Consider the following 20,622-nt stretch of genomic DNA (forward strand, 5'->3'; position numbering starts at 1 on the left):
GGAGCCGCCCGGTCAGTCTTCGAAGATCGCGACCGCGCGGGTCCAGCCGGCCGAGCCGGCCTTCACCTTGTGCGGGAAACACGACACGGTGTAGCCGGTCGCCGGCAACGCCTCGAGATTGTGGAGCTTCTCGAGATGGCAATAGCCGATGTCCGCGCCCGCCTTGTGGCCTTCCCAGATCAGCGAGGTATCGCCCGTCTCGGCGACGCGCTTTGCGGTGTGGACGAACGGCGCATCCCACGACCAGGCATCGGTGCCGGTCACGCGCACGCCACGCGATGTGAGGTACATCGTCGCTTCATAGCCCATGCCGCAGCCCTTGCTGACATAATCGGGCTGCCCCAGCGCCGCGCCTGCGGCGGTGTTGACGAGCACGATGTCGAGCGGTTGCAGATCGTGCCCGATGCGCTTGAGCTCGGCCTCGACATCCGCCGCGGTCGCGACATAGCCGTCCTCGAAATGACGGAAGTCGAGCTTGACGCCCGGACGGAAGCACCAGTCGAGCGGCACTTCGTCGATCGTGATCGCGCGCTCGCCGCCGTTCATCGTCGGATGAAAATGCCATGGCGCGTCGAGATGCGTGCCGTTGTGCGTCGTCATCTTGACCGTTTCCGCAGCGGCAAACCCCTTGCCGCCGCGCAACTGCTCCGACGTCAGGCCCGGGAAGAACACCTGCATCCCCGCGGTCGTCTCGTCATGCGTCTCGTAGGTGATCTCCGGCCGCATGAAAGGTGGATCGGTGATGACATCATTGTCGAGCGTGATCGACAGATCGACGAAGCGGCGTGTCATCCGAGCTTCCCTCCCAACGTATCGGCGAACCAGTCGGCGATATAATCCTTGCCGAACGCCATATTGTCGGCGCCGACATGCTCGACCCCGCCTTCGCGCTCGGTGAAGATCTTGAGCTCGCGCTTGGCGGCGTTGGTCAGCTGGTCGTAGCTCTTGTGGGCATATTCGAGCCCGATCTGGCGGTCCTTCTCGCCGTGGGTGACGAGGAACGGCACCTTGATCCGCTCCATCACGCCGTCGAGCGTCATGCCCTTCGATTTCTCGAGAAAATCGTCCATGTCGCTCGCGCCGAACACCCAGTGCACATGCCCCCAATAATGCGGCACGGGGTTCTCGCCCTCGCGGCGCAGGCGCTTTTGCTGGACCTCGGCCCAGTCGTGGTTGGCGCCCCACACCGCGCCCGCGGCAAAGCGCGGCTCGAACGCGACGGCGCGCGGCGTGTAATAACCGCCGAGCGAAATGCCGGTCATGCCGATCCGCTTGGGATCGACCTCGGGCTGCGTCTCGAGCCAGTCGACCCAGGCCGATGCCCAGCGCTCGCTCTCATGCGTTGCGGGAAGGCTCTGCAACCGCAGCGCCTCGCCCGTGCCGGGCTGGTCGACGCTCAGCGTCGAGATGCCGCGCTTGGCGAGCGCTTGCGGGAGCCCCGAAAAATAGAGGAGCTCCTTGGTGCTGTCGAGGCCGTTGCAATAGATCACGCTCGGCCCGTTCGCCGCACCCGGCGCCCGAGTCCAGATCGCCGACAAGGTCTTGCCTTCATACGGAATCTCGACGCGCTCGGCCGATTCCCCGGCGAAGCGCGTGCCCTTCTCGAAGCTGGCGAGTTGGCGCGCATAGGTCTCGGCCTTTCCGGGATGCCCGTGCCCCTGCATCCGCTCGGCCACCGCGAAATAGAGGCTCGCGCGCTTGAGCTTCTCGCCCGCCGAGAAGAGCCGCCCACGCGCCTCGTCTTCGTCGGCGAGGCCGCTCAGCCGCTCGGCCATCGCCACCCACTGCGCCATGAAGGCGGGCGTGCCGGCATCCTCGCCGCGTTCGGCCGCATCGAGCAACGGGGCGCACATGTCGACGATCTCGCCAATCTTGGCGCCGCTCTCGAGCGCGATCGCGAGCGACAGGTTCCAGACATAGTTCGGGAAATATTGGAAAAGTGCCATGGTTCAGACTGCCACCGGCTGGAAGAGACCCTTGTCGGGCGCAGGCTTTGGCATCGTCTGCGGGCCGCCGACGCCGGTGCCCCACTGGTCCATCGTATTCGGCCCAGCCTCGTGCACCGTCGCTTGGTGCGTCTCGAAATCGACCGCCTCGACCTCGGCGGTATATTCGACCGCAAAGCCATTGGGCGTGGTGAAATAGCTGAAAGTGTTGTTCCCCGCAGTGTGGCGGCCTGGCCCCCACTTGATGTCGACATCCTTCTTCCGCAGCCGCGAAACGCCGCGCATCATGTCGTCGATCGACGCGACCTCATAGGCGACGTGGTTGAGGCACGGCGGTCCCGGCAGGAAGGCGATCCGGTGATGGCAGCTGTTGCAGCGCAGGAACGCCATGAAATCGCCCAGCCAGTCGCTGAGCTTGAAGCCGAGCACGTCGATGAAGAACTGCACCGCCGCCTTATGGTCGGGCGAATGCAACACGATGTGGCTGATGTTGCGCGGGATGCCTTCCCATTTGACGATATCGCGCTTGTCGCCGCGCGCGACGCCCGCCGAGACTTCGAACGGCAGACCATCGGGCGAGAAGAAGCGGAAGCCATAGCCGCCGCCGAAGCTCTCGAGCGCCTTGGGCGCGAAGATGATCTTGCAGCCGGCGTCGACGACGCGCTGGTGGAGCGCTGCGACATCGGCATCGGTCTCGGTCGCCAGCGCGATCACGTCGATGCGATTGTCCTCGGCTTCGCGCAGCCGCACGACGTAAAGCTCCTCGTCGCCATGCGTCGCGAGATAGGTCATCCCGTCCTGCTCGGCGACGGTCTTGAGGCCCCATTTTTCGGTGTAGAATTCGCGCTCGGCCGGCAAGTCGACGACGCCATATCCGACATAGCGGATCTCGGTAACACGGCTCATAGTCATATCCTCACGCAGAGCGGCACACTCAGATCGGTTGCGCCGTCAGTTGAAACATTTCGAAAGTGGCCGCCGCCTGGTCGACCATCGGCCCGCGACCCAGCTGTCCGTCACAAATCGCGATCGACGCGCGCACAATGTAGGCACAGCGATCGAACCGCCGCGCGCGATATGCGGCAAACGCCGTCTCGGGATCGGCAGCGCGCGACAGTTCCTCGGCGAGCACGAGCGAATCCTCGATCGCCATACCGGCGCCTTGGCCGAGATGCGGCGTCGTCGCGTGGACCGCGTCGCCGAGCAGGACGACCCGGCCCTTGTGCCACGGCCCCTCGACCAGCAACCATTCGAGCGGACGATAGACCACGCCATCGTCGTCGGTAATCTCGGCTGCAAGCGCCGCGATCTCGGGCGGTGCGCCAGAAAGCTTGTCGCGCATCGCACTGGCGAGTTCGGTCCGCTCGTAGCGCCGGTTATCGGGCTCGGGCGTCGTCACGAACATGTACATCAGGTCGTCGGACAGCGGGACCAGCCCGATCCCGAGCGGCCCCTGAAAGGCGTGCAAGCTGGTAACCTCGGCAGGGCGCGGGAAATTGTAGCGCCACACGCCTTGGCCGGTGAAAAGCGGGGCTGGCGCATCGGGAAATAGTGCGGCGCGCGTCTGCGAGTAGACGCCGTCGGCACCAATTACGAGATCGTAGCGTGCGTTTGTCCCGTCGGAGAAATAGGCGGTGACACCGGCGCCGTCATCATCGAGTCGCTCGGGCGTAACGCCAAGTCGGATCGTGGTGCCAGCCTCGATCGCGCGCTTGCCGAGCACATCGTGCAGCGCGCGCCTCCCGATCCCGAGATTGGCGGGCTGGCCATCGACCAGTTTGTGGCTTGGAATGGTCGCGGCATGGCGGCCGTTGGGGAGGTAGATGTCAACGCTGTCGAACGGAAAGCCCGCGCCGATATAATCCTGCAGGATCCCGAGCGCATCGACCGCGCGCAGCACATTGGCCTGCTGGATGATTCCGACACCGTAAACCGACCACGTCGGATCGCGCTCGACGAGATCGACCGCAAAGCCGCGCTTGCGCAGCGCGATCGCCGCCGTGAGGCCGCCGATACCGCCACCGACGATCAAAATAGTGGCGTTTTCCATCAGCAACTACGGGCCGTTTTAGGCTTCGACGCGATCATTTTTCTCTCTCCTCGACGCGACCATATCGGGCTGAACGTATATGTAAATCTACTTATATTGATCCTATTCTATCAATATAATTGATAGATCGGGCAGAGGGCGCTGCCCCCTGCCCGTCCCGCGCTAGAACCGAAACTGCGCAGACAGACCGATCGTCCGAACCGAATCGAGCCCGAATTGCTGGGTGTAGGACAACATCGGCGTCGCCTGTCCGCGCGCATTGCGGGCATTGGCATCGCCCGAATCCACGCCGATTGCGGTCGGTGTGATCTTGTTCGTGCAATTCTTGCAGAACAGCGCGAGGCGCAGCGCCTTGCCGACCTTCGCACCGACACTTGCTCCGAAGATATCGACCGCGTTAAACGTTGCGCCCGGTGCCTGGCTCACGACGTAGTTGATGCTCGAGCGGTGATACCAATTGCCTTCGATGAAGGGTGCCACCGGCCCTTCGGTCGGGACTTCGTACATCGCCTGGAAGCTCGAGGTGAAGGCCGGCGCCGCGGGGAGCCGCAGGCCCGACGCATCGAAGGTCTGGACCGTCGCGGAGCAGCCGCGCGTGGTCTGCGTGGGATAGCATTGTGCGCCGGCAAAACTGTCGAACTTGGACGACAGGAACGACGCGCTCTGGTTGATGCTGAACCCTGCGAACGGACGCAGCCCGACCGCCACTTCGACCCCCTTCGACTTCACCTTCGCCGCATTCTGGACCAGGAACGACACCGTCACGGGATTGAACGCCTGGACCTGGAAGTTGCTGAACTTGGTGTAGAATGCCGAGACGTTGACGGTCAGACGACGGTCGAGGAAGCTCGTCTTGACGCCGATCTCGCCGGTGTTCGACGTCTCGCCCCGCACGATGACGTTCGAGGTCGCGGTCGGGAAGGAATCGTTGAAACCCGGCCCCTTATAGCCGCGCCCGTAAAAACCGTAGGCCATGATCGTCGGGGTCGCCTGGTACTGCGCGCCCGCCTTCCAGCTGAAATCGGTGTTGCCATAGCTCGCGGAGAACGTCCCGCGCGGACCGCCCAGTGCGGAGAAATAGTTGAGCTGGTTTTGCGCGGTGGTGAAGTCGATATCGTCGCGGGTAACACGCCCGCCGGCAAACGCGGTCAGCCCGGTGGCGATCGTATAGGTCAACTGCCCGAATGCCGCATAGCTCTTGGTTCGCAGCACGTAATTGGCGTCGCTGCCAATCTGCGACACGTTGCTGACGGTGCAGCGCGGAGTCGTGCCGACGATCGCGCCGACGCAGAACGGCGAACCGGCGGCGACGAAGTCGGGCGTATAGCTGTTGCCGCCCAGGTTGCGGCGAAGGCTGAGATCAGACTGGAAATAATACAGGCCAGCCTGGCCGCTCAGCCGCCCCGACGACGGCAATGCGAGCCGCAGTTCGTTGGAATATTGATTATATTTTGCGTGCGATTCGTTGCGGTTGAGCCCGTTCGCCGACAGGTAATCGGTGTCGAAATTCTGGTCCTGCTTATAATACCGCCACGCAAACAAGTTGCTCAATTCCCAGCCGCTGGCGAAGCTGTAGGTCGCCTTGGCCTGCGCGCCACCCGTCGCGAGATCGCGATACTGGTCGCCATCGCCACCAAATTTGAGATTGTTCGGACCCGCGACGATCCCGTCGGCGGCGAGCGGTCCATTGTTGAGGCTGGTCGGCGAGACCTGACGATAGGTGACGTCGGCTATCCCCGCGATGCCGTGGCTCTCGTTATAATCGCCGATCAGATAGAAGGACAACGCGTCGGTCGCTTGCCAGAAATACTTGCCCTTGAGCGAGAAGGAGCGCGCGTTGAGATCATGCCGGGTGCCGTTCCGCGGCGTGCCGACATAGGTCGTGCCGGGCTCCTGGTACGAATAGAGCATGTTCAAACGCAACGCCGAGGTCGCGCTGACCGGGATGTTGAGCGTCTCGCGGGCGATGATGCCAGGTGCCGTGCGGCGGATGCCCGGCGTGGCGCGCGAGGCGAATTCGACGTCGGTTGCGCTCGAGACAACGCCGAGCACCGGACGGGCGGTGACGATGTTGATCAATCCAGCCGAGGCATTCTTGCCGAACAGCAGGCCCTGCGGCCCGTTGAGCACTTCGACCCGCGTCAAATCGTTGAGCAGCGGCGTATTGAGGATCGGTCGACCGAGATTGACCTCGTCGATCGCGGTCGCGACGCTGCTGTCGATCGTGCCGGCAAAGGCGAGCGTGCCGACGCCGCGAACCGAGAAGGTGTTGTCGATGCCGACCTGCAGTGTCGGTGCGGCGCGCGAGATCTGGGTGAGATCGTTGAGGTTGCGCGACGTCAGCGTCTCGGCCGACAAGGCGGTCAGGCTGACCGGAACGCGCTGCAGGCTTTCGCTCCGCCGCTGGGCGGTGACGATGATGTCGCCGGCTGCCGTCGCGTTTTGCTCGGCTTCGGCGCTGGCGATCGTGGAAGGGGTCGCCGATGCTTCGGGGGCAGAGCCTGCCGGCGGCGTCGACGTGGCATTTTGCGCATAGGCCGGTGCTACGAACAGCGGCATCGCGGCAAGCAAAAGTGCTGCTTTGAGTTTCATGACCTCTCCTGTCTTGACCATTTTCTTATAAGATTGGTCTAACTGGTCAGGCCATTTTGCTCAAATTGATTGTTTTTCTCGCAAACGATTTGTACGATTTGTCGTCTGCAGATCAGGAGAGGATGCAACGTGCGGTTCAAGGGTCTCGATCTCAACCTTTTCGTCGCGTTCGAGGCGTTGATGGAAACGCACAATACCGCGCTGGCGGGCGAGCGGCTGGGGCTCAGCCAGCCTGCCGCCAGCGCCGCGCTGGCGCGGTTGCGCGACTATTTCGGCGACCCGTTGCTGCTGGTGAAGGGACGACGGATGTATCCGACTCCCTTTGCCGAAATGCTGCTTCCCAAGATCCGGCAATGCCTGCGCGAGGCCGAAGGCGTCATCACGACGTCGGCGCAGTTCGACCCGGCGACGGCCGATCGCCTGTTTCGCCTGATGGTTTCCGATTATATCCTGGCCTCGGTGATGGCACCGCTGCTCGAAGATCTCGCAACGCGCGCGCCGCATTTGCGCTTCAGCTTCATCCAGGTGTCCGAGACCGCTGGCGAACACTTGCGCCATGCCGAGATCGACTTGCTGATCACGCCGGTCGAATTCGCGGTGGCGGGTATTCCGACCGAACCCTTGTGTGAAGAGACCTATGTCGTCGCCGGCTGGGGACAGCACCCGATCTTCACGGGCGGCATCACGACCGAGGACGTGTTCCGCTACGGCCATGTCTCCGTGTCGATCGGCGGTCCGCGCGGCTATACCGTCGGCGACCGGCGGCTCGATCTGCTGGCGCACCGGCGGGTGATCGAAGTGTCGACGGCGTCGTTCTCGGTCGTGCCGTACCTCCTGGTCGGCACGACGCGGCTGAGCCTGATGCACGAGCGGCTGGCGCGGATCTCGGCCAAGAGCTTCGATATCCAATATCGCCCCCTGCCCTTCGCGTTCGAGCCGCTCCGCGAACTGGTGCAGATCCACGAGACTCGTGTGGCCGATCCGGGCGTCCGCTGGCTGATCGAGCAGATCCGCGCGCAGGCGGCGCGGATCGACTGAGCGACCGCGCCGCTGCGGTTGCGTTGCCGCGGGTTGGACCACGAACGTCGAGACGGCCGCCACCCGCCACAAACGGGCAGCGGCAGCGCGGACGCCGGCGCTGCCCGCGACGATCAGTATTTGACGCTCAACCCCGTGCCACAGGGGCGCGGCGACGCCATCGTCGACGCGGACCGCGCGGATGCTGACCGATCGCCCGATCCGTCGGTGGGGCTGCGCGCCAACGCGGCGCTGTGTCCTTGCTTGCCCGACGCCCGGCATCTCTACCGGAATAGAGTCCAGCGCATTCGAGGCCGCGAGGCATCGGCGTTGGGGGCTCGCTCGTCTTCGAGATGAACAGACGTTGCAAAGCGAGTTCAGGATTGGTTCGGGGGCGACTCACTAGACCGTCTTCATCACTTGAAAGGAGACGTACGATGTTGAAGCAAAAGTTCGCCCTCACCGCCCTTGCGGCTGCCGCCATCCTGCCAATGACCGTTGCAGCACCAGCACAGGCGCAGCGCTACGGCTACAATGATCGTGCGCAATACGAGCGCAATTACGATTACGACCGCGCGCAATATCAGCGCAGCGATACCGGCGGCTATACCGACGGCCGGGTGTATCGCGGCTATGCGCGCCGCAATTACCAGGATTGCCGCCGGTCGAGCGGCACGACCGGCCTGATCGCCGGTGGCGCTGGCGGTGCGGTGCTGGGTTCGGTGCTCGGCGGCGGGACGCTTGGCACGATCCTCGGCGCGGTTGGTGGCGGCCTGCTCGGCAAGAGCCTCGACCAGAAGCACGATCGTTCGCAAAACTATCGCAACGGTTGCTGATCGCAACAGCGCGGCCGGTCGCATGCCTGGCCGCGCGATCGGCATCGCCGGTGTCGCACCGATCGTCCCCGCGCTCGCCAATCTGATCGGCCCATCCCGCGAAATGGAGCGGAGTACGCGAGCGCCGGAGCCCTCAAAGGTGCGGATGATGCGTCCCCGGCGCGATTACATGGCCCCGCGCGCTTGCGCCGAAAGGGGTTGCGGCGAGCCGATCGCGGCATGGCCGGTCGAATGATGGTTGCCAGGACGGCATGGCTCATCCCAAGATGCCAGCATGCTTATATCGCTCGTCGCTCTCGCCGCCGCTGTCGTCACCCCGATCTCGGCCGACCGTATCAAAGCCGATGTCCGGACCCTGTCGTCCGATGCGTTCCTGGGTCGCGGACCGGGCGAGGCTGGCGAAGACAAGACGATCGACCACATCGCCCGACAATTCGCCGCAGCCGGACTGGAACCTGCGGGTGAGCATGGCGGCTGGTATCAGGACGTGCCGCTCATCAGGCTAGATCGACAAGCCGGGGCGACGCTCGCGCTGACGGTCGGGAAATGGCACCGGTCTCTGTCGCTCGGTCACGATGCGACTTTGTCGCTCCGCAACCCTGGCGACACGACGCTCGCACATGCGCCGCTGGTGTTCGCGGGCTACGGGGTCGTCAACGCAAAGCTCGGTTGGGACGCCTATGCCGGCATCGACATGCGCGGCAAGATCGCCGTCGTCCTGGCCAATGACCCCGACTTTGAGGCGGGCCGCGATCTCGGCTTCGAAGGTCGTCGGCTCGCCTTCGAAGGACGCGTGGGCGAGAAGTTCGCAGCCGCTGCCAAGGCGGGCGCTGCCGGCGTCCTCGTGATCCACGAGGATGCGGCCGCCAGCTATCCGTTCCTGCAAGTGGCAAGCGGCGACGCTTTGCCGGCAATGGTCATCGCACCGCTCCCGCCCTCACCCAGCTTCATGCTGTCGGGCTGGCTGCGCAACGATGTCGCTGCCCTGATGCTCAGCCACGCAGGGCTCGATCTCGCGACCCTCAAGTCACGCGCGCGCGACCCAGGGTTCCGCGCCTTCCCGCTCGGCGACGGCAGCGTGGCAGCACAGGGCAGCCTGAAGGCGACGCCGATCGTCAGCCATAATGTCATCGGCAAAGTGCGCGGAACACGTCGGCCGGACGAGACCGTCCTCTACGGTGCGCATTGGGATGCAAACGGACAGAACGGCCCGGTCGCGGGCGACGGCATCCGAAACGGCGCCGTCGACAATGCGACGGGTACAGCCGAGTTGATCGAGGTCGCCCGCGCTTTCGCGCGCGGGCCACGGCCGGCGCGTAGCGTGGTCTTTGCGGCCTGGACCGCGGAAGAGAAGGGGCTGCTGGGGTCCGAGTATTACGCCGCGCATCCGGTCTATCCCCTCGCCACCACCGCGGCGGTTATCAACCTCGATCCGCACGTGGTGCTGCCCGCGGCAAAGGACATCGAGTTGATCGGCGGTGGCCGCGTTTCGCTCGAGGCCGATCTGCGCCGCATTGCCGGGGCCCAGGCGCTCAGCGTCATCGACGAACCTGCGATTGAGGCCGGCTGGTACTTCCGATCCGACCAATTTTCCTTCGCCCGGCGGGGCGTGCCCGCCATCACCTTCCGTGCCGGTCGCGATCTCGTCAACGGTGGCACGGCGACGGGCGCGGCGATCGTGGCCGACTACAATGCAAAGCGCTATCACCAGCCGAGCGACGCGTTTGATCCGGCATGGAGCTTTGCGGGCACCGTCCAGGAGGCGACCGTCGCCTATGATCTCGGCCTCGAGGTTGCGAACGCATCCGACTGGCCGACGTGGAACACCGGTGCCGAATATGGAGCGCTTCGTGCCGCGACGGACGGCGACCGGAAGGCGGGTCGCTAAGCCGGGCACCGATCGGCAGGCATCGCCGGCAACACGGCGTGACCGGGTAGCCACGCCCGACCTTCCGATCGCGCAACCGCGCGTCATTGGCTCGATCGTCATCGGCGCGCGATCCTTGGTGTCGAGCGCCACCATCGTGGCATAGCGCCCGCAGGCCTCGATCCCAAGGCCCCGGTCCAGCTCGGGCCGGTGCTGCCGTCAGCCCCTGCAGCACGACGTGTCGCGCAAGCGCCGCAATCCGCGCAGGCGCCCGCAGGTCTGCCAGATCGACCCAGCCGACCGGTTCGGTCTCCGCCTCATTCTCGTCCAGCGTGCCGCTCAGGCACGGCGTCGCACCGCCGCCACGACCATGGGGTGGCGCATGAGATCGAAAGCGGGCTCCGGACGTTAGCGCCCGATCACCTTGACCAGCGTGCCCAGATCCTGCCCGCTCGGCAGCTTGCCCGACGCGGTCAATCGGCCGGCGGCATCGTCCCAGCGCAACGTCGCGGTGCCGCCGCCCTTGCGATAGGCGTTGCTCACGCCGTCATCGTCATACAGCGTGAAGCTGGTCGAGCGCCCGGGATAGACGCGGATGCTCTCGAGCGGCTGGCGCGTCGCGGTGCTGGGGACGTGCGCGCCCATCGGCACGATCGATCCGGCGCGGACGAACAGCGGGATCGTGTCGATCGGCGCGGCGGCGGTGATCGTCTGGCCGCCAGTATGCCGCTCGTTGGTCCAGTAATCGTACCAGTCGGCGCCCGCCGGCAGATAGACCGACCGGCTCGTCGCGCCTTGCTCGGTCACGGGTGCGACGAGGAAGGCGGGGCCGAACATATATTCGTCGCCCATATCGGTGACCTTGGGGTCGTTCGGGAAATCCATGAACAGCGCGCGCATGAACGGCGCGCCGCTCTCATGGGTGTGATGCGCCATCGCATAGAGATACGGCACCAGCGCGTAGCGCAGCTTCAGATAGTGCGCGAGCACCGGCTCGGCCGCCTTGCCATACTCCCAGATCGCGGTGCCGGGCCGCTGACCGTGGATGCGCAGCGTCGGGGTGAAGGTGTTGTACTCGAACCAGCGCACGAACAGCTCGGGATAATCAGCATAGCTCGGCGACATCGCGGTCGCGCCGGCAGGATCGAGCAGCACGGGGTGCTCGGCCTTGGGGCCATTGGGATACTGCCAGCCGCCCGTGTCGCTGCTCCAATAGGCCATGCCCGACGCGGTGAAGTTGAGCCCGGTCGGCACTTGGCGCCTGAGTGCTTCCCAGGTCGCCTGGACGTCGGACGACCAGAACAGGCAGCCGTTGCGCTGCGTGCCGAGATAGGCGGCGCGGCACAGGATCAGGTTGCGGAAATCGGGCCGGTCCTTGGCCGATCCATCGGCGACGCTGGCGGTGTGCACGAGCGGGAAGAGATTGTGATAGCGATCGCCCGAGCCGATCGCGAACTGATGGCCGTCGGGGACGAGGTCGGGCTCGGTCTCGTCGAGCCAGAACCAGTCAAAGCCCTGCGAGGCGATATTGTCGCGAATGCGATCCCAGAACCAGCCGCGCGCATCGGGATTGGTGCTGTCGAGCAAAGCGCCCGCGCGATCCGAGCGGATCGGCAGCCCATCGACGACGCTGCCGTCGGAATCGTGCAGCAGCCAGCCCTTGGCGGCGAGCATGTTGAAGTAGCGCGACTCCTTCTCGAACCGCGGCCACACGCTGATGATGCTGCGCAGGCCGAGCCCCTTGAGCTTGGCGTTCATCCCCTTGGGGTCGGGGAAGAAGGTGCGATCGATGTCGAGCTGCCCCATCCGGGTCCAGTAGAACCAGTCGAGCACCATCACGTCGAGCGGATAGCCGCGGCTGCGATAGCCCTCCGCCACGCCGAGCAGTTCGGCCTGGCTCTCGTAGCGCGCCTTGCTCTGGATCAGCCCGAACGCGGCCTTGGGCGGGAGCGGCGTCCTGCCGGTCAGCCGGGCATAACCGGCATAAAGCGCGTCAGTCGTCGCGCCGGTGATGACGAAGAACGAGACGCGCTCGCCGACCTCCGATTGCCAGTGCGTGCTGTTGTGCAGCCCGGGCGACACCGTCGTCGCCGACGGGTTGTCCCAGACGATGCCATAGCCCTTGTTGGTCACCATGAACGGCACGCAGACCGTCTCGCCCGCCGGCGCATCGTAATTGTGGCGGCAGTCGATCGTGCGACCGCGCAGGTCGAGCTTGCCGTCCTGGTTCTGGCCGAGCCCGTAATAATGCTCGTCGAGCGGGGCGGCAAAGCTCGCACCGACCTTGAAGGTCTTTTCGCCCGCAACGGTGTGCGGCGCCATTTCCCACCCGGTCATCTGCGTGATGCGGTGCCCGTCGGCGCCGTTCACGCTGATCGACACCGGCGGCAGCGACGGCGCGAAATAGCGCTCCATCTGGCTCGGCGCCTTGGGCCAGGGCTGCGCATCGACGGTGAGCGACAGCGCAGACGAGGCGAACACGTCGCCCGATGCGTCGGCGCGGTGGCTCCAGCCCGATGCGTCGGGCGTGGCATTCGGGCCAGGCCCGGGCGCGGCAGCGGCGAGATCGCGGTCGAGCGCGATCGTCACGCGCACGATGTTGGGAGCATAGGGTTCGATCGCCACGCGACTGCCGTTACGGTCGATCGAGGCGAGCGGGCCGGCGTGCGCTGCGGCGAGCGGGATAAGGGCAATGACGGCGCCGCCGGCCCATTTGGCGAGTGCGCGTTTGCGTGCCGATATCCTTGCCATGTCGCGGATCCCCTGTGTCGCTGCGCGAGGCCGAAGCACGTGCGCCGCTTAGTTCGTTGCGTTCGCTACACTACATCGCTTCGCCGACACCGACGACCGTGCAATGCGACCATAGCCCTGATGACCATCTGCGGCGTGCCAATCGTGGTGGCAACCGCTTCGATGGTCGTTGATCGGGTGCTCCCGGCGCGTGCCCCTCACCGACGGTGTGACCGCAGGTCACGACCTCACGCTCACACCAACGCAGCCGAGGCCATGGTGAGGGCACGGAGGTAACTTCTTCGACGCCTAGCCCGCGCGCTCCGCGCGGGACGGGACGAACGGCCGTTTCGGCGCACCCCAATAGATTGTCCCAAAGCCGCTCGGTAGTCGCTGACTACCGTCCAGAATCGATGAAGCAACCGACACTCGACTCGGCGGTCGTTGTGTCCCTCGTCTGCCTAAAGTCTGCAATCGCGACAATTGGTCTGTTCAAATTTGTCCAGGCCGCCATCGGAAAATATCGTCTCCGACGGCAAGAAAATCCTGAGTTTGCCTATAAAGCATGCACATAGCTGGACATACCATGATACTTGGCAACCCCTTGCATGTGGTCAGGCCATTTGATAGATTTCGCTTCTAACGGGTCCGCAAACACCAAAGAAGTTGCGGTCCGATTTGGGGGGGACACCATGACGATCCTGTGCAATTCCGTGTGCCGTAACGCGTTGATCGCTGTAATGCTCGTTGGGGCCACGCCCGCTCTGGCACAAACCGCCGCGCCGGGCGCACTAACCCAACCATCGCAAAGCGCCTCAGGTGGCCCGACCAGTACCGTCGCACCCGACCCCGACAGCGCAACCGACATCATCGTCACCGCCAACAAACGCGCCGAGAACGTGCAGGACGTGCCGCTCGCGGTTTCGGTTCTGCAGCCTGCGCAGCTCCAGGCAGCGGGCGTACGCGAGTTCCAGGATCTTGGCCGGGTCGCCCCGTCGCTCGTCGTCCGCCCCGCCGAGCATCCGGTCAACGCCAATGTCTCGCTGCGCGGCGTTGGCACCTTCGCGTTCGGGATCGGCGTCGAGCCGAGCGTCGCCGTGCTGGTCGACGAAGTCCCGCTCGCGTTCCAGGCACGCGCCTTTTCCGATCTGCCCGATGTCGAGCGGATCGAAGTACTGCGCGGGCCGCAGAGCACGCTTTACGGCAAGGCGGCGTCGGCCGGCCTGATCAATATCATCACCCGCAACCCGACACCTACCTTCCACGCCCGTGCCAACGCGCTGGTGACGAGCGATCAGGAATATGGCGGCAATTTCAGCCTGTCGGGGCCGATCAGCCCCGAGCTGGGCTACGTCTTTTCGGGCAGCTACAATTATTACGACGGCAACGTCCGCAACGTCTTCAACGGCAAGGACGTCAATGGCCGGCGGACGTTCAACACGCGCGGTAAACTGCGCTGGAAGCCGAGCGACGACATCGCCATCACGCTGTCGGCCAACTATCTCAACGGCAAGACCGACGTCGGCCGTCCCTTCATCCGCGTCGCGCCCAACGCGCTGTTCCGCAACACTGCGGGCCTGACGCCAGCGGTGGTCTTCCCGGGCTTCACGCCGAGCACGCAGAACGACAAGATCAGCAACAATTACAACGCGCGTACCAATTACGAAGGGTATGGCGGTTATCTGCGTGGCGAATTCGGGCTTGGCGATCTGACGCTGGTGTCGATTACCTCGTACGACAAGTTCCAGCTCAACGACTTCCTCGATCAGGACGATACCGCGCTGACCGTGCCGATCGGCAGCAACGTCCAGATCGGCACGTTCAATTCGAAGCTGGTGACGCAGGAACTGCGGCTGCAGTCGCCGGGCGACAAGCCGTTCCGCTACACGATCGGCGCCTATTTCGCGAAGGTCGACTTCAACCGCCCGTTCTATCGTGGGCCGGCCTTCTCGCTCGCCAATTGGTACGCCACGTCGGCCTCGCGCCAGCTTGCGGGCTTCGTCCAGGCCGATTGGGAATTCCTGCCCAAGGCGACGCTGACCGGCGGGCTGCGTGTCCAGAACGAGAAGATCAACTACACCTTCCGCGACATCCAGAACGGCAACGCGTTCTTCAGCGGCGGTGCGGAAGATACCGCCGAGACGCACCGCGTCAGCCTGCGCTACGAATTCACGCCCGACGTGAGCGTGTTCGGGACCTATTCGACCGGGTACAAAGGCCAGACCTACGATCTGACCACCGGCTTCAACGCAAACCGCGCGCTCGCCGGGCCGATCAAGCCCGAGACCTCGCGCGACTTCGAATTGGGCCTGCGGACGCAGTTCCTCAATCGCCGCGTGACGCTCAACGCCACGGTGTTCGATACCAACTTCACCAACCTTCAGGCACAGGGCATCGAGACGCTGCCCGACGGCACGCAGAATTTCCGCCTCGCCAATGTCGGCAAGCTCAACACGCGCGGTGTCGAGGTCGAGAGCACGGCGCGGATCGGCCACGACGTGTCGATCAATGCCGCCGCGACCTATCTCGATGCGCGGATCAAATCGTTCCCGGTCGCGCAATGCTATATCGGGCAGACCGCGGCGCAGGGCTGCACCGGCACGCCAGCACGCCAAAATCTGGCCGGCGCGCGCGCGGCGCAGGCGCCCGAATGGAAGCTGTCGGCGGGTGCGGATTATTCGCCGGCAATCGGCGATACGCTGCGCGGCGTGGCGCAGATCAACTGGCAATATACCAGCACGGTCAACTATTCGCTGTCGCAGGATCCCGAGACGATCCAGAAGGCGTACAGCATCTTCAACATCGGCCTCGGCATCCGCGATGCCAACCGCCGCTGGGAACTGGTCGGCTTCGTCAACAATCTGTTCGACAAGCAATATTTCCCGGCACTGGTGAACACGGCGGGCAATTTCGGTGGTGCGCAGGCAACGCAGGCGATTTTGCCACGCGATTTCCGGCGTTATGGCGGGGTACGGCTCGCGCTGAACTTCTAAAGGTCTGCGGGGGGCGGCCGTTGCCGCCCCCCGCCCGCGTTGCTGGCATCGAACTTGATCAGGGACCGTATGATGCAGCACAAGCTGAAGATCGCGCTCGCCGCGTGTGGTGCCGGGGCGCTCCTTACCAGCGCCGCCCCGGCCCAACGGGCACCTGTCGGAGAGGCGTCGGCGCAGACCGCACAAGCCCGGCCCGGCATCGATGCGCCCGAACTCGCGCGGCTTGGCGCGCATCCGGTCGGGGTCGCGGACGTGGAGTTCGTCCAACCGGCACAGGCCGATCCGCTGACGGGCACAGCGGCACCGACGGTGGCTGACCGGCATCTCCCGCTCAAAATCTGGTATCCCGCCGCAGCAGCCGGACGCGGCACGCTCTATCGCACCGGCCTACCGGGCGAAGACGGCCGCGACGTCGTCTTTACCGTTGCGGGCATCGCCACCTCAGGCGCGCAGGCCGCCGCCGGCCGCTTCCCGCTCGTCATCCTCGCGCACGGCTACAGCAACACCCCCGAAGTGCTGTCCTGGCTCGGCGAGAACCTCGCGAGCAAGGGGTATCTCGTCGTCACCCCGGCGTTTCGCGATCCCTCGATCACGATCCGCACCGCGGCGGCCGCCGCCGGCCCGATCACGCGGCGCCCGCTCGACATCGCCTTCGTCGCTGCCGAGGCGCAGCGGCGCGCGACCGCGGGGCAAGGCCTGTTCGCCAGCGCCGACCCGACGCGGACCGCGCTGATCGGCTATTCGATGGGCGGTTACGGCGTATTGACCGCGGCGGGCGCACCGCTCGATCCGGGGCTCGCGGCGGCGACGCGCGGCGTGCTTGCGCCGTATGTCGCGGGGGCCCGCGCGGCCGACACGCTCAAGGTCGCCAACCTGAAAGCCGTGGTGGCGATTTCCCCGGCAAGCGTGATCCGTGGCACGCCGCTCTGGGCCAAACCCGGCGTCGGCGCGCTCACGGCCCCGACGCTGTTCATCGTCGGCAGCCAGGACCGCACCGTCGGCTATGCGCCTGGCGTGCGCACGCTGTTCGACGAAGCCGTCCACGCGCCGCGCTATCTGCTCACCTTTCGCGAGGCCGGCCACAGCATCGGGTTGATCGCCGCGCCACCGGCGATGCAGCGCAGCTTCTGGGACAAGGACTGGTTCGAGGATGCGGTGTGGCGCAAGGACCGGCTGCTCGCGGTCGAGACGCATTTCATCACCGCGTTCCTCGACCGCTACGTCAAGGACGACGCCGCCAAGGCGAGCTATCTCGAGGGACTCGTGCCCAATTCGAACGACGGCGTCTGGGCCGGGCTGACGCCTGGCCGCCACACCGAATACAGCCCCGGCCCGCCCGCCGCGACGCTGTGGAAGGGTTTCCAGCCGGGCAAGGCGGCGGGCATGAGCTTCGAATTCAAACGCGCCGATTAGACAGAAACGTTGAGGGCCACGCCGCACATCGGTGCAACGGCTCGGGAGCTAGTGCCTTCATGTTGATGACACAGACGATGCGCTGGTTCGGCCCCGAGGATCCGGTCTCGCTCCGCGATATCCGCCAGGCCGGCGCGAGCGAAGTGGTGACCGCCCTCCACGAGGTGGCGAATGGCGACGTCTGGCCGCGCGCCGCGATCGCCGCGCGCAAGACGATGATCGAGCAAGCCGGGCTTGGCTGGAGTGTCGTCGAAAGCGTGCCGGTGCACGAGGTAATCAAGACGCGCGGGCCCGACTGCGACCGCCTGATCGCGCACTATTGCGAGAGTCTGCGCAATCTGGCGGCGTGCGGGATCACGGTCGTCACCTACAATTTCATGCCGCTGCTCGACTGGACTCGCACCGATCTGGCCTGGGCGATGCCCGATGGCGCGCTCGCGCTGCGATTCGAGCTCGAGGCGGTCGCGACCTACGACATCCACATCCTGCGCCGTCCCGGTGCCGAGGGCGATTACGCGCCCGCGCTGGTCGATGCCGCAAGCCGCCGCTTTGCGGCGATGGACGACACGGCGCGCACCGCACTGGCGCGGACGATCGTTGCCGGGCTGCCGGGCAGCGAGGAGAGCTTCACCGAGGCCGAATTCCTCGCGGCGATCGACACCTATGCCGAGATCGGCCGCGACCAGTTGCGCGCCAACCATATCGCCTTTCTCCAAGCCGTCTGCCCCGTCGCCGAAGAAGTCGGCGTGCAGCTGGTCGTCCATCCCGACGACCCGCCCTTCCCGATCTTCGGCCTGCCGCGCACCGTCAGCACCGAGGCCGATGTCGCCGACCTGTTCGCGCGTGTGCCGAGCCGCGCCAACGGGCTGTGCTTCTGCGCGGGATCGTTCGGGGTTCGCGCGGACAATGATCTGCCCGGCATGGTCGATCGGCTCGGCGACCGGATCGGCTTTCTCCATTTGCGATCGGTCCAGCGCGAGCCCGATGGTGCCTTCCACGAAGCCCCGCACCTCGAAGGCGATGCCAACATGGCGGCGATCGTGGGCGCGGTGCATCGGCTGCAGAAGCGGCTCGGACGCTCGATCCCGATGCGCCCCGATCACGGGCACCAGATGCTCGACGATCTGACCAAGCGCACCAACCCGGGCTATTCGCTGCTCGGCCGAATGCGCGGGCTCGCCGAATTGCGTGGGCTCGAACGCGGCATCGCCTTCGCGCGCGCCGACGCGGCACACCCACAGATCACCACAGAGGAGCACTGACGTGCAGATGACCCGCAAGATTCGGTATTTGGTGGCGGCGGTGCTCGTCGGAGCGGCGCCGGTCGCGGCGCAGGAGGTTGCCCCGCAGCCGCTGACGCTGGCGACGGTCAAGACCAGTCCGCTGCTCGCCTCGGCCGACATGCGCGACGGAGTCGATCTGTCGGGGCCGTGGCATTATTCGATCGACCCGTTCCGCTCGGGGCTGGCCGGCTTCCACGGTGAAGTGCCGGGGCTGTCGCAGCAACGCTATCTCGATCTCGACGTCGGCAAGGCGATGCGCGACGACAATCGCGCGCTGTTCGAGTTCGATTTGCCGCACTCGCCCGTCACCACCCTGCCCTCGTCGTGGCTCACCGAGGCACCCGAGCTACGCCATTATCAGGGGCTGATGTGGTACCAGCGCAGCTTCCCCGCGCCGGCGCAGCGCAAGGTGCGCAGCTTCCTGCGCTTCGGTGCCGCCAATTACGCGACCGTCGTCTATCTGAACGGCAAGCCGCTCGGGCGCCACGAAGGCGGCTTCACGCCCTTCGCGTTCGACGTCACCGGACTGCTGCGCGACGGCGACAACCAGATTACCGTCGGAGTCGATTCCCAAGCAACTGCGGCCACCGTGCCGCCGCCCGTCACCGATTGGGAGAATTACGGCGGCATCACGCGCGCCGTGCGGCTGATCTCGACGCCCGACACCTATGTCGACGACGCTTGGGTGCGCATGACGCGTGACGGCAAGCTGGCGGTCGAGGCGCATCTGCGTGGTCCGCAGGCCGGCGACCAGCCGCTCCATCTGCGCATCGCCAAGCTCGGGCTCGATCTGGCAGGGCGCACCGATGTGAAGGGCGATTGGCGCGCGACCGTCGCCGCGCCCCGCGCGCTGATCCGCTGGTCGCCCGAACGCCCGCAGCTTTATGACGTGACGATCGCCGCCGGGGCCGACACGTGGCGCGATCGGATCGGCTTCCGCACGATCGAAGTGCGCGGCACTGACATCCTGCTCAACGGCAAACCGATCTTCCTGCGCGGCATCTCGCTCCACGAGGAGGAGATCGGCACCGAGCCGACCCGCGCGATCACGCAGGCGGCTGCGCGCGCGCTGCTCGGCGAGATCAAGGACGGGTTGCACGGCAACTATGTCCGGCTGTCGCACTATCCGCATTCCGAAGTGATGACGCGGATGGCCGACGAGATGGGCCTGATCGTGTGGAGCGAGGTGCCGGTCTATTGGCTCGTTGCCTGGTCCAACCCCGATACGCTGGCGACGGCGCGCAACATGGTGGCGGAAAACATCCTGCGCGACCGCAACCGCGCCTCGATCGCGATCTGGAGCGTCGCCAATGAGACGCCAGTGACCGATGCGCGCAACACTTTCCTGCGCACGCTCGTCAGCGACGTACGCGCGCTCGACGACACGCGGCTCGTCAGCGCGGCGCTGCTGGTCGAACGCTCGCAGGGTCCGACCGGACCGGTGATGACGATGGCCGATCCGCTCGCCGACGTGCTCGATGTGCTGGCGATCAACACCTATAACGGCTGGTACACGCCCGACCGGCTCGCTGACGTGCCCGGCGTCAGCTGGCGCGTGCCGGCCGGCAAGCCGCTGGTCTTTTCAGAATTCGGCGCCGATGCGCGCGCCGGCTTCCACGACATCGGTGCCGCGCCGCAGAAATTCTCCGAGGAATTCCAGGCCGACTTCTACCGCGCGACGCTGGCGATGGCCGATCGCGTGCCGACGCTGCGCGGCATGTCGCCGTGGATCCTCAAGGATTTCCGCTCGCCACGGCGGCAGAATCCCGACTTCCAGCAAGGCTGGAACCGCAAGGGGCTGATCTCGGAGACGGGCGAGCGCAAGCAGGCGTTCGGCGTGCTGGCGACCTATTACGACGCCAAGGCAACACCCCGCGCGAAGTGACGAGGCCGCG

At 65.6% G+C, this 20,622-nt stretch carries 13 protein-coding genes; 7 read left to right on the forward strand and 6 right to left on the reverse strand.

Going from position 1 to position 20,622, the window contains the following annotated elements; genetic code table 11:
* Nucleotides 1–12: 12 nt before the first annotated feature.
* From ACP7C5_RS07895 to ACP7C5_RS07915, 5 genes are all read right to left on the reverse strand, one after another.
* Nucleotides 13–792 carry a cyclase family protein gene (locus ACP7C5_RS07895; RefSeq protein WP_133187964.1) on the reverse strand — a complete coding sequence of 260 codons (780 nt, stop codon included), beginning with the start codon at nucleotides 790–792 and terminating at the stop codon, nucleotides 13–15.
* Nucleotides 789–1,946, reverse strand: a complete 1,158-nt coding sequence (locus ACP7C5_RS07900; RefSeq protein WP_426263801.1) for an alpha/beta hydrolase family protein — start codon at nucleotides 1,944–1,946, stop codon at nucleotides 789–791. Before ACP7C5_RS07900 ends, ACP7C5_RS07895 begins: the two co-directional genes overlap by 4 nt.
* Nucleotides 1,947–1,949: 3 nt before the next feature.
* Complete coding sequence (locus ACP7C5_RS07905) at nucleotides 1,950–2,852, reverse strand: VOC family protein (protein ID WP_426263802.1); 903 nt, start codon at nucleotides 2,850–2,852, stop codon at nucleotides 1,950–1,952.
* Nucleotides 2,853–2,880: 28 nt separating this feature from the next.
* Entirely contained in the window at nucleotides 2,881–3,996 is a 1,116-nt protein-coding gene (locus ACP7C5_RS07910; RefSeq protein WP_426263803.1) for an FAD-dependent oxidoreductase, read from the reverse strand.
* A gap of 162 nt (nucleotides 3,997–4,158) precedes the next feature.
* On the reverse strand, nucleotides 4,159–6,588 hold the full coding sequence (locus ACP7C5_RS07915) for a TonB-dependent receptor (protein WP_426263804.1): 2,430 nt from the start codon (nucleotides 6,586–6,588) through the stop codon (nucleotides 4,159–4,161).
* A gap of 129 nt (nucleotides 6,589–6,717) precedes the next feature.
* On the opposite strand from ACP7C5_RS07915, the gene ACP7C5_RS07920 reads away from it, so the two are divergent.
* The 3 genes from ACP7C5_RS07920 (at nucleotide 6,718) to ACP7C5_RS07930 (ending at nucleotide 10,329) form a co-directional block, all read left to right on the forward strand.
* Nucleotides 6,718–7,626, forward strand: coding sequence for a LysR family transcriptional regulator (locus ACP7C5_RS07920; RefSeq protein WP_426263805.1), 909 nt, complete (start codon nucleotides 6,718–6,720; stop codon nucleotides 7,624–7,626).
* 416 nt (nucleotides 7,627–8,042) lie between these two features.
* Nucleotides 8,043–8,441, forward strand: a complete 399-nt coding sequence (locus ACP7C5_RS07925; protein ID WP_426263806.1) for a hypothetical protein — start codon at nucleotides 8,043–8,045, stop codon at nucleotides 8,439–8,441.
* Nucleotides 8,442–8,715: 274 nt separating this feature from the next.
* The gene (locus tag ACP7C5_RS07930; RefSeq protein ID WP_426263807.1) at nucleotides 8,716–10,329 is read left to right on the forward strand and encodes a M28 family peptidase; all 1,614 of its coding nucleotides are present in this window, start codon (nucleotides 8,716–8,718) and stop codon (nucleotides 10,327–10,329) included.
* 387 nt (nucleotides 10,330–10,716) lie between these two features.
* Here ACP7C5_RS07930 and ACP7C5_RS07935 read toward each other — a convergent pair whose 3' ends face one another.
* On the reverse strand, nucleotides 10,717–13,059 hold the full coding sequence (locus ACP7C5_RS07935; protein ID WP_426263808.1) for a TIM-barrel domain-containing protein: 2,343 nt from the start codon (nucleotides 13,057–13,059) through the stop codon (nucleotides 10,717–10,719).
* 719 nt (nucleotides 13,060–13,778) lie between these two features.
* Here ACP7C5_RS07935 and ACP7C5_RS07940 point away from each other — a divergent pair.
* The 4 genes from ACP7C5_RS07940 (at nucleotide 13,779) to ACP7C5_RS07955 (ending at nucleotide 20,612) form a co-directional block, all read left to right on the forward strand.
* The gene (locus tag ACP7C5_RS07940) at nucleotides 13,779–16,031 is read left to right on the forward strand and encodes a TonB-dependent receptor (protein WP_426263809.1); all 2,253 of its coding nucleotides are present in this window, start codon (nucleotides 13,779–13,781) and stop codon (nucleotides 16,029–16,031) included.
* Nucleotides 16,032–16,103: 72 nt separating this feature from the next.
* On the forward strand, nucleotides 16,104–17,444 hold the full coding sequence (locus tag ACP7C5_RS07945; protein ID WP_426263810.1) for an alpha/beta hydrolase family protein: 1,341 nt from the start codon (nucleotides 16,104–16,106) through the stop codon (nucleotides 17,442–17,444).
* Between the two features lie 59 nt (nucleotides 17,445–17,503).
* Nucleotides 17,504–18,706, forward strand: coding sequence for a mannonate dehydratase (uxuA, locus tag ACP7C5_RS07950; RefSeq protein ID WP_426263811.1), 1,203 nt, complete (start codon nucleotides 17,504–17,506; stop codon nucleotides 18,704–18,706).
* Between the two features lie 7 nt (nucleotides 18,707–18,713).
* A complete protein-coding gene (locus ACP7C5_RS07955; RefSeq protein WP_426263812.1) occupies nucleotides 18,714–20,612 on the forward strand; it encodes a glycoside hydrolase family 2 protein in 1,899 nt (632 codons plus the stop codon).
* Nucleotides 20,613–20,622: the final 10 nt, after the last annotated feature.

The organism is Sphingomonas sp. PWP1-2, assembly GCF_049898305.1.
In the GTDB taxonomy this organism is placed as follows: domain Bacteria; phylum Pseudomonadota; class Alphaproteobacteria; order Sphingomonadales; family Sphingomonadaceae; genus Sphingomonas; species Sphingomonas glacialis.

Bases quoted from the DNA above. Each gene is read 5' to 3' on its own strand.
- ACP7C5_RS07940 (WP_426263809.1), top strand. From the start codon at position 13,779: ATGCTCGTTGGGGCCACGCCCGCTCTGGCACAAACCGCCGCGCCGGGC.
- ACP7C5_RS07915 (WP_426263804.1), bottom strand. From the start codon at position 6,588: ATGAAACTCAAAGCAGCACTTTTGCTTGCCGCGATGCCGCTGTTCGTA.
- ACP7C5_RS07945 (WP_426263810.1), top strand. From the start codon at position 16,104: ATGCAGCACAAGCTGAAGATCGCGCTCGCCGCGTGTGGTGCCGGGGCG.
- ACP7C5_RS07935 (WP_426263808.1), bottom strand. From the start codon at position 13,059: ATGGCAAGGATATCGGCACGCAAACGCGCACTCGCCAAATGGGCCGGC.
- ACP7C5_RS07895 (WP_133187964.1), bottom strand. From the start codon at position 792: ATGACACGCCGCTTCGTCGATCTGTCGATCACGCTCGACAATGATGTC.
- ACP7C5_RS07930 (WP_426263807.1), top strand. From the start codon at position 8,716: ATGCTTATATCGCTCGTCGCTCTCGCCGCCGCTGTCGTCACCCCGATC.
- ACP7C5_RS07910 (WP_426263803.1), bottom strand. From the start codon at position 3,996: ATGGAAAACGCCACTATTTTGATCGTCGGTGGCGGTATCGGCGGCCTC.
- ACP7C5_RS07905 (WP_426263802.1), bottom strand. From the start codon at position 2,852: ATGAGCCGTGTTACCGAGATCCGCTATGTCGGATATGGCGTCGTCGAC.
- ACP7C5_RS07900 (WP_426263801.1), bottom strand. From the start codon at position 1,946: ATGGCACTTTTCCAATATTTCCCGAACTATGTCTGGAACCTGTCGCTC.
- ACP7C5_RS07925 (WP_426263806.1), top strand. From the start codon at position 8,043: ATGTTGAAGCAAAAGTTCGCCCTCACCGCCCTTGCGGCTGCCGCCATC.
- ACP7C5_RS07955 (WP_426263812.1), top strand. From the start codon at position 18,714: ATGACCCGCAAGATTCGGTATTTGGTGGCGGCGGTGCTCGTCGGAGCG.
- uxuA (WP_426263811.1), top strand. From the start codon at position 17,504: ATGTTGATGACACAGACGATGCGCTGGTTCGGCCCCGAGGATCCGGTC.